The 14,548-nt window shown below is 63.0% G+C and carries 20 protein-coding genes; 15 read left to right on the top strand and 5 right to left on the bottom strand.

Annotated features, from left to right (window positions below; genetic code table 11):
- Positions 1 to 2: 2 nt before the first annotated feature.
- From rplE to BN9444_RS00340, 4 genes are all read left to right on the top strand, one after another.
- Complete coding sequence (rplE, locus tag BN9444_RS00350) at positions 3 to 554, top strand: 50S ribosomal protein L5 (RefSeq protein ID WP_066489028.1); 552 nt, start codon at positions 3 to 5, stop codon at positions 552 to 554.
- A 124-nt stretch (positions 555 to 678) separates the two neighbouring features.
- Positions 679 to 1,464 carry a formate/nitrite transporter family protein gene (locus BN9444_RS00345; RefSeq protein WP_068801235.1) on the top strand — a complete coding sequence of 262 codons (786 nt, stop codon included), beginning with the start codon at positions 679 to 681 and terminating at the stop codon, positions 1,462 to 1,464.
- 5 nt (positions 1,465 to 1,469) lie between these two features.
- The gene (locus BN9444_RS14920) at positions 1,470 to 1,631 is read left to right on the top strand and encodes a 3-hydroxyacyl-CoA dehydrogenase NAD-binding domain-containing protein (RefSeq protein WP_230383983.1); all 162 of its coding nucleotides are present in this window, start codon (positions 1,470 to 1,472) and stop codon (positions 1,629 to 1,631) included.
- Positions 1,598 to 2,308 (top strand): 3-hydroxyacyl-CoA dehydrogenase NAD-binding domain-containing protein, encoded by a 711-nt coding sequence (locus tag BN9444_RS00340; protein ID WP_231732357.1) that lies wholly within the window; start codon positions 1,598 to 1,600, stop codon positions 2,306 to 2,308. The genes BN9444_RS14920 and BN9444_RS00340 overlap by 34 nt, the downstream gene beginning before the upstream one ends.
- A 13-nt stretch (positions 2,309 to 2,321) precedes the next feature.
- On the opposite strand, the gene BN9444_RS00335 is transcribed toward BN9444_RS00340, so the two are convergent.
- From BN9444_RS00335 to BN9444_RS00320, 4 genes are all read right to left on the bottom strand, one after another.
- The gene (locus BN9444_RS00335) at positions 2,322 to 2,864 is read right to left on the bottom strand and encodes a hypothetical protein (protein WP_068801234.1); all 543 of its coding nucleotides are present in this window, start codon (positions 2,862 to 2,864) and stop codon (positions 2,322 to 2,324) included.
- Positions 2,861 to 3,694 carry a formate dehydrogenase accessory sulfurtransferase FdhD gene (gene fdhD / locus BN9444_RS00330; protein WP_066513058.1) on the bottom strand — a complete coding sequence of 278 codons (834 nt, stop codon included), beginning with the start codon at positions 3,692 to 3,694 and terminating at the stop codon, positions 2,861 to 2,863. Before fdhD ends, BN9444_RS00335 begins: the two co-directional genes overlap by 4 nt.
- Positions 3,694 to 3,939: a DUF6457 domain-containing protein gene (locus BN9444_RS00325; protein WP_066513056.1), complete on the bottom strand. Its 246-nt coding sequence runs from the start codon at positions 3,937 to 3,939 to the stop codon at positions 3,694 to 3,696. Before BN9444_RS00325 ends, fdhD begins: the two co-directional genes overlap by 1 nt.
- Positions 3,940 to 4,016: 77 nt before the next feature.
- Positions 4,017 to 6,308 (bottom strand): FdhF/YdeP family oxidoreductase, encoded by a 2,292-nt coding sequence (locus BN9444_RS00320; RefSeq protein ID WP_068801233.1) that lies wholly within the window; start codon positions 6,306 to 6,308, stop codon positions 4,017 to 4,019.
- A 352-nt stretch (positions 6,309 to 6,660) separates the two neighbouring features.
- Between BN9444_RS00320 and rpsH the strand changes: the two genes are divergently transcribed.
- The 7 genes from rpsH (at position 6,661) to BN9444_RS00285 (ending at position 9,722) form a co-directional block, all read left to right on the top strand.
- Entirely contained in the window at positions 6,661 to 7,044 is a 384-nt protein-coding gene (rpsH, locus tag BN9444_RS00315) for a 30S ribosomal protein S8 (protein WP_066489007.1), read from the top strand.
- Between the two features lie 14 nt (positions 7,045 to 7,058).
- Entirely contained in the window at positions 7,059 to 7,595 is a 537-nt protein-coding gene (rplF, locus tag BN9444_RS00310) for a 50S ribosomal protein L6 (RefSeq protein WP_066489003.1), read from the top strand.
- Between the two features lie 3 nt (positions 7,596 to 7,598).
- The gene (gene rplR, locus BN9444_RS00305; protein ID WP_066488998.1) at positions 7,599 to 8,000 is read left to right on the top strand and encodes a 50S ribosomal protein L18; all 402 of its coding nucleotides are present in this window, start codon (positions 7,599 to 7,601) and stop codon (positions 7,998 to 8,000) included.
- 40 nt (positions 8,001 to 8,040) lie between these two features.
- Entirely contained in the window at positions 8,041 to 8,682 is a 642-nt protein-coding gene (gene rpsE, locus BN9444_RS00300; protein WP_066488996.1) for a 30S ribosomal protein S5, read from the top strand.
- A 3-nt stretch (positions 8,683 to 8,685) separates the two neighbouring features.
- Positions 8,686 to 8,871: a 50S ribosomal protein L30 gene (gene rpmD, locus BN9444_RS00295; protein WP_066488994.1), complete on the top strand. Its 186-nt coding sequence runs from the start codon at positions 8,686 to 8,688 to the stop codon at positions 8,869 to 8,871.
- A 3-nt stretch (positions 8,872 to 8,874) separates the two neighbouring features.
- Positions 8,875 to 9,327, top strand: a complete 453-nt coding sequence (gene rplO / locus BN9444_RS00290) for a 50S ribosomal protein L15 (protein ID WP_066488981.1) — start codon at positions 8,875 to 8,877, stop codon at positions 9,325 to 9,327.
- A gap of 65 nt (positions 9,328 to 9,392) precedes the next feature.
- Positions 9,393 to 9,722, top strand: a complete 330-nt coding sequence (locus BN9444_RS00285; protein ID WP_068801232.1) for a CoA transferase — start codon at positions 9,393 to 9,395, stop codon at positions 9,720 to 9,722.
- A 325-nt stretch (positions 9,723 to 10,047) separates the two neighbouring features.
- Here the strand turns inward: BN9444_RS00285 and BN9444_RS00280 are convergent, their stop codons facing one another.
- Entirely contained in the window at positions 10,048 to 10,614 is a 567-nt protein-coding gene (locus BN9444_RS00280; RefSeq protein WP_068801231.1) for an HNH endonuclease signature motif containing protein, read from the bottom strand.
- A gap of 109 nt (positions 10,615 to 10,723) precedes the next feature.
- Here BN9444_RS00280 and BN9444_RS00275 point away from each other — a divergent pair, with 109 nt between their 5' ends.
- The 4 genes from BN9444_RS00275 to map all read left to right on the top strand — a co-directional run bounded on the left by BN9444_RS00275 (position 10,724) and on the right by map (position 14,501).
- Positions 10,724 to 10,978: a hypothetical protein gene (locus BN9444_RS00275; protein WP_068801230.1), complete on the top strand. Its 255-nt coding sequence runs from the start codon at positions 10,724 to 10,726 to the stop codon at positions 10,976 to 10,978.
- Positions 10,979 to 11,757: 779 nt separating this feature from the next.
- On the top strand, positions 11,758 to 13,083 hold the full coding sequence (gene secY / locus BN9444_RS00270) for a preprotein translocase subunit SecY (RefSeq protein ID WP_066486322.1): 1,326 nt from the start codon (positions 11,758 to 11,760) through the stop codon (positions 13,081 to 13,083).
- Positions 13,083 to 13,628 (top strand): adenylate kinase, encoded by a 546-nt coding sequence (locus tag BN9444_RS00265; protein ID WP_068801229.1) that lies wholly within the window; start codon positions 13,083 to 13,085, stop codon positions 13,626 to 13,628. Before secY ends, BN9444_RS00265 begins: the two co-directional genes overlap by 1 nt.
- Before the next feature lie 84 nt (positions 13,629 to 13,712).
- Positions 13,713 to 14,501: a type I methionyl aminopeptidase gene (gene map, locus BN9444_RS00260; RefSeq protein WP_066511123.1), complete on the top strand. Its 789-nt coding sequence runs from the start codon at positions 13,713 to 13,715 to the stop codon at positions 14,499 to 14,501.
- Positions 14,502 to 14,548: the final 47 nt, after the last annotated feature.

Below are 14,548 nucleotides of genomic sequence, written 5' to 3'. Positions count from 1 at the left end.
TCATGAGCGAGAACTACACCCCGCGTCTGAAGACTCGCTACCGCGAGGAAATCAAGAACACCCTCAACGAGGAGTTCAAGTACGACAACGTCATGCAGATCCCGGGCGTCGTCAAGGTCGTCGTCAACATGGGTGTCGGCGACGCTGCTCGCGACTCCAAGCTGATCAACGGCGCTCTCGATGACCTGACCAAGATCACCGGTCAGAAGCCGCAGGTTCGCCGCGCACGCAAGTCCATCGCAAACTTCAAGCTGCGTGAAGGCATGCCCATCGGCGCCCGCGTCACCCTTCGTGGCGACCGCATGTGGGAGTTCTTGGACCGCCTGCTGACCATCGCGCTGCCGCGTATTCGCGACTTCCGTGGTCTGTCTGACCGTCAGTTCGACGGCCGTGGCAACTACACCTTCGGTCTCTCCGAGCAGTCCATGTTCTACGAGATCGACATCGACTCCATCGACCGCCCGCGCGGCATGGACATCACGGTTGTCACCACCGCCACCACGGACGAGGAAGGCCGCCGCCTGCTCAAGGAGCTCGGCTTCCCGTTCAAGTAAGCTTCGCTTACCCGCCCCAGCTTTCCGATGCCCCCTTTCCGGCACTGTAGGCTGGGGTTTTGCCATGTCTGGGGGTAGAGTATATGGGTCCATCTCATTTAACTCTGCAAGGACTAACACGAGCATGTCTCTCAATGACTCTGTGGCCGCCGCGGTCACGAAGAAAACCACACTTCTCGCCGAGTCGCCGGCGCGCTTTAGCGTCCGCGCGATCCTCGCCGGCGTGTACCTCACTATCGGCACTGCGTTCGCCGGCGTCGTAGGGCAGGCGGTGGAGGGCAACTTCCTAGGCCTCGGCGCCGTCGCCTTCGCCGGGCTTTTCGGCCTCGGTCTGTTCGCGATTATCATCCTCGGCGCGGATCTCGCGACGGGCAACATGATGTTTATGATCTATGGCGCGGCGAATAAGCAGGTCTCGTGGGGCAAGGCCTTCTGGCTCATCGTCGTCACCACCTTCTTCAACCTCGTCGGCTGCATCATCTTCGCCGCGGGCATGGGCCTGTCAGCCAAGCTCGGTGCGATGCCTGTCGACCACCTCATCGTGACGCTGACGGAGGGCAAGCTTGCTAAGGACCCAGGCGGCCTTCTCGTCGAGGGTATGCTTGCTAACTTCGTGGTCAACATGTCGATCGTGGGCGGCATTTTCGCCAAGGAGATCGTCTCGAAGTTCATCGTCATCGTCCCGCTCATCGCGGCCTTCGTGGGCATGGGCCTCGAGCACGTCATTGCCAACTTCTGCCTGGTTACCCTCACCTTTTTTGGCGCGGCGGAGTTCCCAGCTGACTTTACGATTGGTGCGGTACTCACCAACTGGGTCATCGTCTGGATCGGCAACGTGATTGGCGGCGGCTTCCTCATCGGCGGCGTCTATGCTTGGCTCAACAAGGGCCCGGAGGCATACCGAGACTAGAGCTCATGAGCACAGCATTGTTAGTAGGCGGCGGACTGATTGGCTTCTCGTTTGCGCGGCGCTTCGTCGACGCGGGGTGGGAGGTGCGCATGACCGACGTGCGCGAAGAACTCGCAGACGCGGTGAAAGACGAATTCGGAGGCGCGGTACGCTTCTCCACGGCGTAGACTTCGTCCAGGAGGCGGGCCCAGAGAAGCTCGAGTTCAAGCGCGAGATTTTCGCGCGGCTCGCATCGCTTACGGAAACGGCGGTTTTGGCGAGCTCGACCTCGGCCATCCTGCCGTCGAGGATCGCGGAGGGGAATCCGGCCGCGGACCGGATCGTGATCGGGCATCCGTTTACGCCGCCGGCGCTCATGCCGGTCCTCGAGGTCGTGCCGGGACCTGCGACTTCTCCAGAGACCGTCGACCGGGCGCTGGAGGTTTACGCGGAGCTCGGTTTCGAGCCCAGCGCGCTGAAGAAGGAAATCCCGGGCTTTGTCGGCAACCGCATCCAGAAGGTGGTCATGTGGGAGGCCATCTCGCTCGTGCAGCAGGGTGTTATTGACGCCAAGGACCTAGACACCATCGTGCGCAATTCGCTGGGCTTGCGCTACGCCGCGACCGGACCGTTCGAGTCTAACCGCCTGGGCGGCGGCCCGGACGGCATCAAGTCCATCATTGAGCACATCGCGGGCGCGTGGGACACCGAGCTCGTCGCGGGTGTGCCGGACATGTCGGACCTCGATGAGGTCTACGCGCAGGTCGATGCCGCCTACGGCAACGACGAGGCGACCTTCGAGGCCGGCACCCAGCGCCGCAATGCGTTGTTGCGCGGCTTCCTCGACGTGCGCGAGACACACTAGGAGCTACTAGGGGCTATTCGGTGCGAAGGATGCGCTGCGCGACCTCGACGTCGGGGTTCACGGCGCGTAGAGCGTCGAGGATGTCGTCGCCCGCGAGACGCAGATCGTCGTCTGTGAGTGGATCGAGCGCCTCGAGGAGGAAGAGCGCGTCCGTCGTCTCCGCCGTGGGGGCTAGGCGGTGCTCCGGCCGGAAGCGACGTGCGGCGGTGCCAGCTACGTCGCGGACGGTCGACGTGGCGACGTCGACGCGCACAGCGCCCTCGAAGCCGTCGAGAGCGAATACCGTGACTGGCAGCTCGAAGCGGCGGGCGACCGCGGTGCCGAGAGGGACCAAGGGGGCATCGGAAGGCTGGGCGCCGAGCTCGAAGAGCGCGGGGTCGAGGCCGAAGTTCTGCCAGGCCGCGCGCCACGCGGCGACGTGGGGCTGGAATGCCGAGGGCTCTGTGGCGGCATCGGTGGTGGGCGCCTGGGCACCGCGGACCGCGATGAGCAGGGCGCGGTAGTCCGGGCGTGGCGAGTCGAGCTCGACGTCGACGAGGAAATCGATGAGGCTCATTTCTTCAGCTCCCCGGAGTAGAGGTTGAAGCGGTCGCCGCGCGCGAAGCCGACGAGGGCCATGCCGGTCTCGCGGGCGGTCTCCACGGCGAGCGAGGACGCTGCGGAGACAGCGACGAGCATGCCGAAGCCGGCCATGGCGGCCTTCTGGACGAGCTCGAAGCTGGCGCGGGAGCTCATGACGAGGATGAGATCGTCCGCGGGCAGGCGGCCTTCCATGAGCAGATGGCCGATGACCTTGTCCGCCGCGTTATGGCGGCCCACGTCCTCGCGGATGACCACGCGTTTGCCGTCGAGCGTGAAGGCGCCCGCAGCGTGGATGCCGCCGGTCTTGCGGAACTGCTTCTGTCCCTCGCGTAGCTTGTCAGGCAGCTGTGCGACGACGAGCGGGTCGACCGGGATGTGGGGGATGGGGTAGCGGGTTTTCTTGGCGAGCTCCTCGATGGACGAGGTGCCGCACACGCCGCACGAGGAGCTGGTGAGCGTGAGACGCAGGTCTTTGAGCGAGATGACGTTGTCGTCGCGCATCTCGACGTCGAGCAGGTTGTACGTGTTGACGCCGTCGCGCGTGGCGCCCTCGCAGTATTTGGCGGACTCGATGTCGCGGGCGGCCTGAATGTGTCCTTCGGAGTGAAGGAAGCCGTGAGCGAGCTCGATATCGTGGCCCGGCGTGCGCATGGTCGTGGTGAGCGTCTGGCCGTCGACGCGGATTTCCAGCGGCTCTTCGCCGGCGACGGAATCAGCGCGGGTGTCGACTTGGATGACCTCGGTGCGGTCCTCGTTGAGCCGCACTTTGGTCACCGCGAAGTTGGAGGTTACGCGGCCCGCCACTACTGCACGGCCTCGTTGAGTTTGGCGATATTGGCGCGGGCTTCCCCGACGTCCTTGCTGGCCAGGCCCACGACGAAGGCGGTGAGCGGCGCGGCCGGGCGCGAGCGGTTGTGGGCGACGTTCTTCGTAAGGTCGAGGAGCTCGCGGATGAGCGCGGTGGCGTCTTTGGGGTCAAGACCGAGCGTGGTGGCGGCTTCCTCAAGCCATTCGTGGGCGGTCTGGATGGGATCCTTGTCTTCAGTCATGAACTCAACTGTAGTCGTGGACCCGCCCAAGACCGCGAAAGTCCCGCTCGGGGCGGGACTTTCAGGCGGTGGCGGGCTTAGAGATTGTTGGCGTTCTGGCCGGTCGGCTCGAGGTGGACCACGAGTGACTTGGAGACCGGGGTCTCCGAGCCCTTGGCCATGTGCTCGACCGGAACCAGGATGTTGAGCTCCGGGAAGTAGCCGCCCACGCAATCCTTGGCGATGTTGTACTCGACCAGACGGAAGTTCGGCGCGACGCGTCGGCCGGACTCGTACTCGGAGACGACGTCGACGATGTCGCCGTCCTTGAGGCCTCGCTGGATGAGGTCTTCCTTGCGGATGAAGATAACGCGTCGGCCGCCGCGGACACCACGGTAGCGGTCATCGAGACCGTAGGAGATGGTGTTGTACTGGTCGTGACTGCGCACGGTGGTAAGCAGCAACTGGTCGCCTTCGAGCTCGATAGTGTCGGTCTCGTTGATGGTGAGCTGCGCCTTGCCGTCCGAGGTGTTGAAGATACGCTCGCGGGCCGCGTGCGGGAGCATGAAGCCGCCGGGGCGCTTCAAGCGCTCGTTGTAGTTTTCGAAGCCAGGGATGACGTTCGCGATGTGGTCACGGATGACGTCGTAATTGTCCATCATGGGCTTCCAGAAGGCGTCGCCGAAGGTGCGCTCGCCGACGTTGCAGATGATCTGCACCTCGGAGTGGAGGTCCAGGTCGCGGTTGGCGCGGCGCTTAGGGAAGGACGCGGAGACCTTGGAGTCCGAGGCCTCGACAGAAACCTTCTGCGGGCCGGAGGCCTGGATGTCCACGTCGGTGCGGGAGCGTACCGGCAGGATGAGGGACTTCTCGCCCGGCCACGCGCACGTGCCGTTGAGCTTCGTCAGCATATGGGCCGAGAGCTTAGTGGCGGTCATGCCGTCCTCGAGCGCCGTGGTGTCCGACATCGCGCGGATGTAGTTGCCGCCCAGCGACATGAAAAAATCCACGTTCTTATCACGCAGCTGCATGCCCGCGCCGGTGGAGGAGACGCCGTGCTTGCGGGGGACGTCGAAGCCGAACTCCTTTTCCAGGTTGGCGAGGAACCACTCCGGCATCTTCTCAGAGATACCCATGGTGCGGTCGCCCTGGACGTTGGAGTGGCCACGGAACGGGGCGGAGCCGGCGCCCGGCTTGCCGTAGTTACCCGTGAGCAGCAGGAAGTTCATCATCTCCTGGATGGTGGCCACGGCGTTGCGGTGCTGCGTAACACCCAGCGTCCACGCGAGGACGACGGTCTCTGCCTTCTCGACGTAGTCGACGATCTTCTTCACCTCGCGCTGGGAGACGCCGGAGCCGCGCTCGAGGGTGGCATCGTCAAGCGAGTTAAGGTGCGCGATGGTCTCGTCGACATTCGAGCAGAACTCGTCGAGGAACTTGCGGTCAAGCAGGTCGCGGCGGATGACCTCGCGGTTGATCTGCTGGAACAGCGCGCGGTCGCCGTCGAGGCGGACCTGCACGTATTCGTCGCTGATCTTGTCCGCGATGCCAATCGCGCCCTTAACGGACTGGGGCTCTTTGAACTTCATGAGGCCCGTTTCCGGCATGGGGTTGATGGTGATGAACTTGCCGCCGTTCTCCTTCTGCTTCTTAAACGCAGTAAGCGAACGCGGGTGGTTCGTGCCGGGGTTCTGGCCTACGGAGATGATGAGGTCCGTGTTGTACATGTCCTGCATGACGATGGAGCCCTTGCCCACGCCCACGGTCTTGGCGAGCGCCACACCCGTGGAGTCGTGGCAGAGGTTCGCGCAGTCTGGCAGGTTATTGGAGCCGTGGCGGCGGCCCAGCACGCCAAAGATAAACGCGGACTCGTTGACCGCGGTGCCAGAGGTGTAGAAGATGGCGCGGTCCGGATCCGTCGCCTTGAGCTGCTCCGCGATGAGATCGTAGGCCTCGTCCCAGCTCACCGGGTGGTACTTCTCGTCGCCGCGCGAGCGGTCGTAGAGCATGGGCTCAGTGAGGCGGCCGAGCTGGTCGAGCTCGTAGTCCGTCATCTCGCGCATCTGCTGCACGGTGGTGTTCGCGAAGAACTCGCGGGTAACGCGCTTGGGCGTGGTCTCCTGGGCGATGGCCTTCGCGCCGTTCTCACAGAACTCGACAAAGTTGATATCGCCCTGCGCTGGCTCCGGCCAGGCGCAGCCGGGGCAGTCGATGCCGCCGTGCTGGTTCATCTTCAGCAGCGGCACGAGCGCGCGGTTAGGGATGGCCTTTTCCATGGCGTGGTACACGCCGCCCACGCCGGCTGCGGCGGTGACGCGGTTGCCGATGCGTGGGTTGTCGAAGCGGTTGGCCACTGGATTGGCACGGGAGACAGTTGCGATGGGAGTCATGGCCACAGTCTACCGACAAGCAGCGAGAATTTTGGAAAAACCCAGGTCGCCGTGTAACGTAAACCCTTGGACTCATGCCCGGGTGCTGTTTGCGCAGCTCACGGCGTTATGGGATACCAAAATTCAAGAATTTCATTTCAACTTTGTTGTAGGCCCACCGCCCCGCCGTGGCGGACCGTGTATGCATCAAAGGGCAGCGAGCGCCGGCGGTATTGACCGTCCGGGGCGATAAGTGGCCCGAAATCACACGGACAACGCACGTCCTTTTTATTGAGGGCGCGGGGTGGCGTCGCGTCAACGCGATGCGCACTTACGCGGGAACCGCAACGAGAAAGGTAACGGTCACTTAACCATGACCATGACTGATCCTATCGCCGACATGCTGTCGCGCGTGCGCAACGCAAACCACGCGCACCACGACACCGTGTCGATGCCGACCTCCAAGATCAAGGCCAACATCGCCGAGATCCTGAAGAAGGAAGGCTACATCGTTGATTACACCGTCGAGGGCCGCGAGCTCTCGCTCGAGCTGAAGTACAACAACCGTGAGCGCTCCCTGTCGGGCCTGCGTCGCGTGTCGAAGCCGGGCCTGCGTGTGTACGCAAAGTCCACCAATCTGCCGAAGGTCCTGGGCGGCCTGGGCGTGGCTATCATCTCCACGTCCCAGGGTCTGCTCACCGACCGTGAGGCTCAGGAGAAGGGCGTAGGCGGAGAAGTTCTCGCCTACGTCTGGTAAGGGAGGATTGACACATGTCTCGTATCGGTCTCGCACCAATCACCGTCCCGTCCGGCGTTGACATCAACATCAACGGCCAGGATGTAGAGATCAAGGGCTCCAAGGGCACGCTGCACGTCGCCATGCCGGAGCCGATCACCGCTGTCGTCGAAGACGGCGAGCTCAAGGCCGTCCGTCCGGACGACGAGCGCAAGCACCGCGCTCTGCACGGCCTGACTCGCTCCCTGCTCAACAACGCCGTCGTTGGCGTTACTGAGGGCTACACCATCAAGCTGGAAATCTTCGGCGTTGGTTACCGTGTTGCGCTTAAGGGCAAGGACCTTGAGTTCTCGCTGGGCTACTCCCACCCGATCCTCATCAAGGCACCGGAGGGAATCACCTTCGCAGTCGACGGCGCTACCAAGCTGTCGGTTTCTGGTATTGACAAGCAGCAGGTCGGACAGATCGCCGCGAACATCCGCCGTCTGCGTAAGGACGATCCTTACAAGGGCAAGGGTATTCGTTACGACGGCGAGCAGATCCGCCGCAAGGTCGGAAAGACGGGTAAGTAAGCAATGGCAAACACTGAGAATTCCAAGCGCACCCCGGTCGGCAAGGACATTTCCACGCGTCGTCGTGAAGCCCGTGCTCGCCGCCACTTCCGCATCCGTAAGACCCTGCGCGGCACCCCTGAGGCACCGCGCCTGGTCGTGCACCGCACGTCGCGTCACATGCACGTGCAGGTCATCGACGACCTCGCTGGCCACACGCTCGTTGCTGCTTCCACCATGGAAGCCGACGTGCGCGCCATCGAGGGCGACAAGAAGGCCAAGGCCGCTAAGGTTGGCGAGCTCGTTGCTGAGCGCGCCAAGGCTGCTGGCATCGAGAAGGTCGTCTTCGACCGCTCGGGCTACCAGTACCACGGTCGCGTCGCCGCTCTGGCAGACGCCGCACGTGAAGGTGGTCTGAAGTTCTAATGATCAACGCAAACGGAAACATCAACGGAAGGAACGCCTAATGTCGGACCGTGAACAGCGTGACGGCGGACGCTCCGCCGAGAACAACGGTCGTAACAACGACCGCAACAACGGCGGCCGTCGTAACGACCGCCGCAACGACCGTCGCAACCAGCAGGATGCTGAGCGCGACAAGTACATCGAGCGCGTTGTGACCATCAACCGCGTCTCCAAGACCGTCAAGGGTGGCCGCAACATGTCGTTCACCGCCCTCGTGGTCGTGGGCGACGGCCAGGGCATGGTTGGCGTCGGCTACGGCAAGGCCAAGGAAGTTCCGGCCGCCATCCAGAAGGGCTCCGAAGAGGCTCGCAAGAACTTCTTCCGCGTCCCGATGATCGCCGGCACCATCACCCACCCGGTTGAGGGTCGCGACGCCGCCGGCATCGTCATGATGAAGCCGGCTGCCCCCGGTACTGGTGTCATCGCTGGCGGCGCTGCCCGCCCGGTGCTCGAGTGCGCCGGTGTCCAGGACATCCTCGCGAAGTCCTTGGGTTCCGACAACGCCCTCAACGTCGTCCGCGCTACCGTGGACGGCCTCAAGCAGCTGGTCCGCCCCGAAGAGGTCGCTGCCCGTCGTGGCAAGACCGTCGAAGAGGTCACCCCGGCCCGTATGCTGCGCAAGCGCGCAGGTCAGGAGGCATAAACAATGGCTCTGAAGATTACTCAGGTAAAGGGCCTGGTGGGCACCAAGCCGAACCACCGCGCGAACATGGAGGCTCTCGGCCTCAAGCGCATCGGTCAGTCCGTTGTTAAGCAGGACACCCCGATCATCCGCGGCATGGTTCAGAAGGTTCGCCACCTGGTCACCGTCGAAGAAGTGGCAGGGGAGTAAACCATGGCTGACATCATCAAGCTCCACGACCTGCGCCCGACCAAGGGCGCTAACAAGCCGAAGACCCGCGTTGGCCGCGGTGAGGCATCCAAGGGTAAGACCGCTGGTCGCGGTACCAAGGGCACCAAGGCTCGTAAGCAGGTTTCGGCCGCTTTCGAGGGTGGCCAGATGCCGATCCACATGCGTCTGCCGAAGCTCAAGGGCTTCAAGAACCCGAACCACGTCGAGTACCAGGTTGTCAACGTTGCCGACCTGGCCAAGGCGTTCCCGAACGGTGGCGACGTCACGAAGGCTGACATCGTCGCAGCTGGCCTGGTTCGCAAGAACCAGCCGGTTAAGGTTCTGGGCAACGGTGAGCTCAGCGTCAAGCTGAACGTCACCGCTGACAAGTTCTCCAAGTCCGCAGTGGAGAAGATCGAGGCTGCCGGTGGTTCCACTACCGCTGCCGCGAAGTAACTAAGCGGAAACGTCGCGCCCCACCGTCATGGTGGGGCGTGTCGTGCGTTTTGTAGGCTTCCACTATGCAACCGCACAACGTGACAGGATTCCTCGTTCCCGTCATGACCTCGTGCAATGCCGTCAACACCATGCGCCTCGATGGCGCGGTCGTGTCGCTCTTTGGCGCCGATTCCGGGTTCGTTCCTACCCGCGACGGCTGGGCCTACATCCAGCTTTCCGATGCCGCCCCGCGTCTCCGTCCCAGTCCCCTCAAGGTCCTTGACCTCACGCGTGTGCTGGCGGGGCCGAGCGCAGGGCAATTCCTCGTTGGATTCGGCGCTGACGTGCCGTGCATCTATCCGCTGACGAAGCTGGAGATCCCCGCTCAGTGCCTGGCCACCGGTCATGGCTAGAGCAGTGCCGTCGCGGACGGGCGATGTGGTGTTGTGCGGGTACCGTCCGGGTTCGTGTAGGCAGACCGCCGCGGCTTCGATTCCCCGGTGCAGGCTGCGTGCGGCATCGCGGACCTCTACTCGGCGGATAGCCGGCTCGGATGCTTCGGTGCCCGAGCCTGTGGCGCCGGAGGAGTTTGCGTACCGGTACGGGCGTGTGGCAACGGTACCGTCATTGACCGGACCGGGGAACCTGCCAGGGCCGCACGCCCAAGCGCCGTTGTCCTGGGCAGACTGAAAACGGCATGCTGAAGTGCCCGCCCTTCGGGGCGGGTTGTCTGTTGGTCTAGTTGCAGGGGATGTCGGGTCCGAATTCCCGGCGTTTGTAGATTCGCCCGTCTGAGCCTTTGTAGTAGACGTCGCCGTCTCTCTTTTTCATGTTGTGGTATTCGCACAGCATGAGGATGTTGTCCAGGTTGGTCTCCCCGCCTTTCGCCCAGGCTTTGAGGTGGTCGGCCTGGCACATCGAGAACGGAATCTTACAGTCCGGGTCCATACACGTGTGCTGGACCGCCGCTATCATGTCGCGTTGGGCTTGGGTGAAGTAGCGTTTGAGGCGGTATTGCTTCATCGGCTCGTTGCGCGCGTTGACAATCGTGGCAAGTCCCACGCCGGCGAGGAGTTCTTCCATGAGTTCTGCTCCGGTGCGCCACGTGCCGTCTGTGGCGCGCACGAGGATGTCCTCGCCGTCGCCGCGCAGAATCATCTCCAGGTCGTGGAGGTTGACGAGGATGTGGATCATGCGTCGCGGCGCGGTGAGCTGCGTGCGGTTTTCTACGTGCTTCTTCAAGCCCTCGTAGAGGCCATCGTAGTTGCCGGGTTCCACGCCGGGCAGCCCATGGATATAGTCCATAAGCCANGGCGAGGAGTTCTTCCATAAGTTCTGCGCCGGTGCGCCACGTGCCGTCTGTGGCGCGCACGAGGATGTCCTCGCCGTCGCCGCGCAGAATCATCTCCAAGTCGTGGAGGTTGACGAGGATGTGGATCATCCGCCGCGGCGCGGTGAGCTGCGTGCGGTTTTCTACGTGCTTCTTCAAGCCCTCGTAGAGGCCATCGTAGTTGCCGGGTTCCACGCCGGGCAGCCCGTGGATGTAGTCCATAAGCCACGCTTCGGTGGAGCGGATGACCAGTCGGTTGCGCCCGTCCTGGGAGACGCCGACGGTGGCCTCGTCTTTGGTTTCGGGTGGGGTGGTGTGCTGCGCTGCGACCTTGTCTAGGTCTTGTTCGCGGGTGCCGCACAACAACACGCGGAGGTCGTTGGGGTTGTCGCCTTTCTTGGAAAGCCGGTCGATTTTGGCCAGGACCCGGATGCCGTGGCCGAGGCGGCGGGCAGCGTCGCGGGCTTCGCCGATGCGTGGATGGGAGTCCAATGGTAAGGACGCGTTCGAGACCGCGTACCGGGCTTCGCCGATGCGTGGATGGGAGGCTTCCCAAAAGGTGCGCACGAGAGGCATGTAGAAGTCGGCGTCGGCGGTCGATAGGCCAGCGTCCCAGTAGTCGGTGCGGCGCCAGCCTGTAAGTTCGCGCAAGGAGTCGACGTTTTCTTCCTTGAGCCGAGAGACGAAAGAGTTCATGGCTTCGACGCTAAACAACGCATGTCAAGGCCCGCTAGGGTGAAAACTCAATCTGTGGAAAACTGCCCGAAATCGCCAACTATAGTGTGCAACCGACAAAGTTCTCCACAGGCACGTACGCGCCGGTCTTGACTATCGCAACGACGGGCCACTATTGTGGCGCACCCTGATCGTGGCGGGGGAATTCGACGGGATCGCCGTGGACATGGCGCCGTGAGATATGCGGTTATTGTGGCGGTTGCGCGCGATGCTGGTAGGGTAGTGAGGTCATAAGTTTCAACCGTCCCTAAGGATTCGCTGAATCGTCGCGCGGTGCGCGGCGTGGGCAGGGTCCGCTGGGGTAGATGAGTTCCCCCTCTCAGGTCTCCGCGCCGTCCATGAGCGTGCGGCGCGACTGCCGAGAGGGCAGGAGGATAAAAGTAGTGTCCGCCATTTTCCAGGCCTTCAAGGACGCCGACCTGCGTAAGAAGATCATCTTCACTCTCGTGATGATCATCCTCTACCGTGTCGGCGCGCAGATTCCGTCCCCGGGCGTCGACTACGCGTCGATCGCCGGTCGACTGCGTACCTTAACTGAGGAGCAGGGCAACCTGTACTCGGTCATCAACCTCTTCTCGGGCGGTGCGCTATTGCAGCTGTCCATCTTCGCCATCGGCATCATGCCGTACATTACGGCGTCGATTATTGTGCAGCTGCTTACCGTGGTTATTCCGCGCTTCGAGCAGCTCAAGAAGGAAGGCCAGTCCGGACAAGCGAAGATGACGCAGTACACGCGTTACCTCACGGTCGCTCTGGCGCTGCTGCAGTCCTCCGGCATCGTGGCGCTCGCTGACCGTCAGCAGCTGCTGGGCCAGGGCGTTGAGGTCCTTACCGCGGACCGCAACATCTTTACGCTCATCATGCTCGTTATCACCATGACCTCGGGCGCCGTGCTCGTCATGTGGATGGGCGAGCTCATCACGGAGAAGGGCATTGGCAACGGTATGTCGCTGCTCATCTTCGCGGGTATCGCGACCCGCCTGCCTACCGATGGCATTAACATCCTCCAGAACAATGGTGGCCTCGTCTTCGCGATGATTGCCGTCGGCCTCATCGTTCTCGTTGTGGGCATCACCTTCATCGAGCAGGGCCAGCGCCGCATTCCCGTGCAGTACGCCAAGCGTATGGTCGGCCGTCGCCAGTACGGTGGTTCCTCCACTTACTTGCCGCTCAAGGTCAACCAGGCCGGCGTTATCCCGGTCATCTTCGCGTCCTCGCTCATTTACATGCCGGTGCTCATCACGCAGATCGTCAACTCGGGTTCCGCAACGGTGCCGGATAACTGGTGGCAGCGCAATGTCATCGCGCACCTGCAGGCGCCGAGCTCCTGGCAGTACATCGTGGCGTACTTCGTGCTTACCATCTTCTTCTCGTACTTCTACGTTTCTGTGCAGTACGACCCGAACGAGCAAGCAGACAACATGAAGCGCTACGGTGGCTTCATTCCGGGCATCCGCCCGGGCCGCCCCACCGCGGAATACCTTGGCTTTGTCATGAACCGCCTGCTGTTCGTCGGCTCGCTGTACCTGGCCATCATCGCCATCCTGCCGAACATCCTGCTCGACCTTGGTGTTGGCCACAATTCCGCAAACGGCATGTCCGCGTTCGGTGGTACGGCTATCCTGATTATGGTCTCGGTTGCTCTGACCACCGTCAAGCAGATCGAGTCCCAGCTTCTGCAATCTAACTACGAAGGACTTCTCAAGTAATGCGTTACGTACTCCTCGGCCCTCCCGGTGCTGGCAAGGGCACCCAGGCAGCTATCCTCAGCGAGAAGCTGAATATCCCGCACATCTCGACCGGCGACCTGTTCCGCGCCAACATTGGCGAGGGCACCCCGCTGGGCGTCGAGGCGAAGTCCTACATTGATGCCGGCAAGCTGGTCCCCACGGACGTCACCGCCCGCATGGTCGAGGATCGCCTTAACCAGGACGACGCCGCGGGCGGCTTCCTCCTCGATGGCTTCCCGCGCACCGTGGAGCAGGCCGAGATCCTCACCAAGCTGCTCGCCGACAAGGGCCTCGAGCTCGACGGCGTTATCAACTACGAGGTGTCTGAGGACGTCGTCGTCGAGCGCATGCTCGCCCGCGGCCGCGCCGATGACAACGAGGAGACCATCCGCACCCGTCTCGGCGTCTACCGCGACGAGACCTTCCCGCTCATTGAGCACTACGGTGATCAGATCATCACCGTCAAGGCAGAGGGCACCGTTGAGGACATCAACGCTCGCACCCTCGCTGCCATCGGCAAGTAAGCCGTCCAAGCAGCAGTCAAGCGCCAGGGAGATATACCCTGGCGCTTGCGCAGTTTTCACCCCTCCCAGAAAGGACCCCACATCATGGCACGTCGCCACAAAAAGATGGTCGCCCGCACCCCGGGCGAGCTGGATGCCATGCAGGCAGCCGGAGAGATCGTCGGCCGCACTCTCCAAGCCGTCAGGGCCGCCGCGAAGGCTGGTATGTCGACGCTGGAGCTCGATGAGCTTGCCGAAGCCACCATTCGCGACGCCGGCGCTATCCCGACGTTCAAGGGCTACGGCGGATTCCCCGGGTCCATCTGTGCCTCCGTCAACGATGTCGTCGTCCACGGCATCCCCTCGGCCGACGTGGTGCTCGAAGACGGCGATCTCATCTCGATTGATTGCGGGGCCACGTTGGACGGGTGGGTAGGAGACAGCGCCTGGACATTCGGCATCGGAAGGCTTGGCCCCCGCGCCGACGCCCTGAATAGGGCGACGGAATGGGTGCTCATGGAAGGACTCAAGGCCATGGTGCCGGGCAACCGGCTCACGGACGTCTCGCACGCGCTGGAGCAGGCAACGTATGCTGCTGAGCTGAAGTTCGAGACCGAGCTGTTTATCGTGGATGGCTACGGCGGACACGGCATTGGCCGTGAAATGCACGAGGACCCGTATCTCGCGAACGAGGGGCGTGGCGGTCGCGGCCCGTTCATTATGGAGGGCTCCGTCCTAGCCATTGAGCCCATGCTCACGCTGGGCACGGAGGACAACGAAGTGCTGGACGACGACTGGACCGTGGTCACCCTCGACGGCTCATGGGCGTCGCACTGGGAGCACACCGTTGCAGCGACGGCGGAGGGCCCCCGTATCCTTACCCCGCGCTATTGAGGTCAGTCGCGCCGACTTCAGCTATGAACTGGGCTTCAAGCAGCCGG

The sequence above is a fragment of the Corynebacterium phoceense genome (genome assembly GCF_900092335.1).
GTDB lineage: Bacteria > Actinomycetota > Actinomycetes > Mycobacteriales > Mycobacteriaceae > Corynebacterium > Corynebacterium phoceense.
The sequence above is the reverse complement of the archived record's forward strand: the minus strand, read 5'-3'. Positions and strand labels throughout refer to the sequence as shown.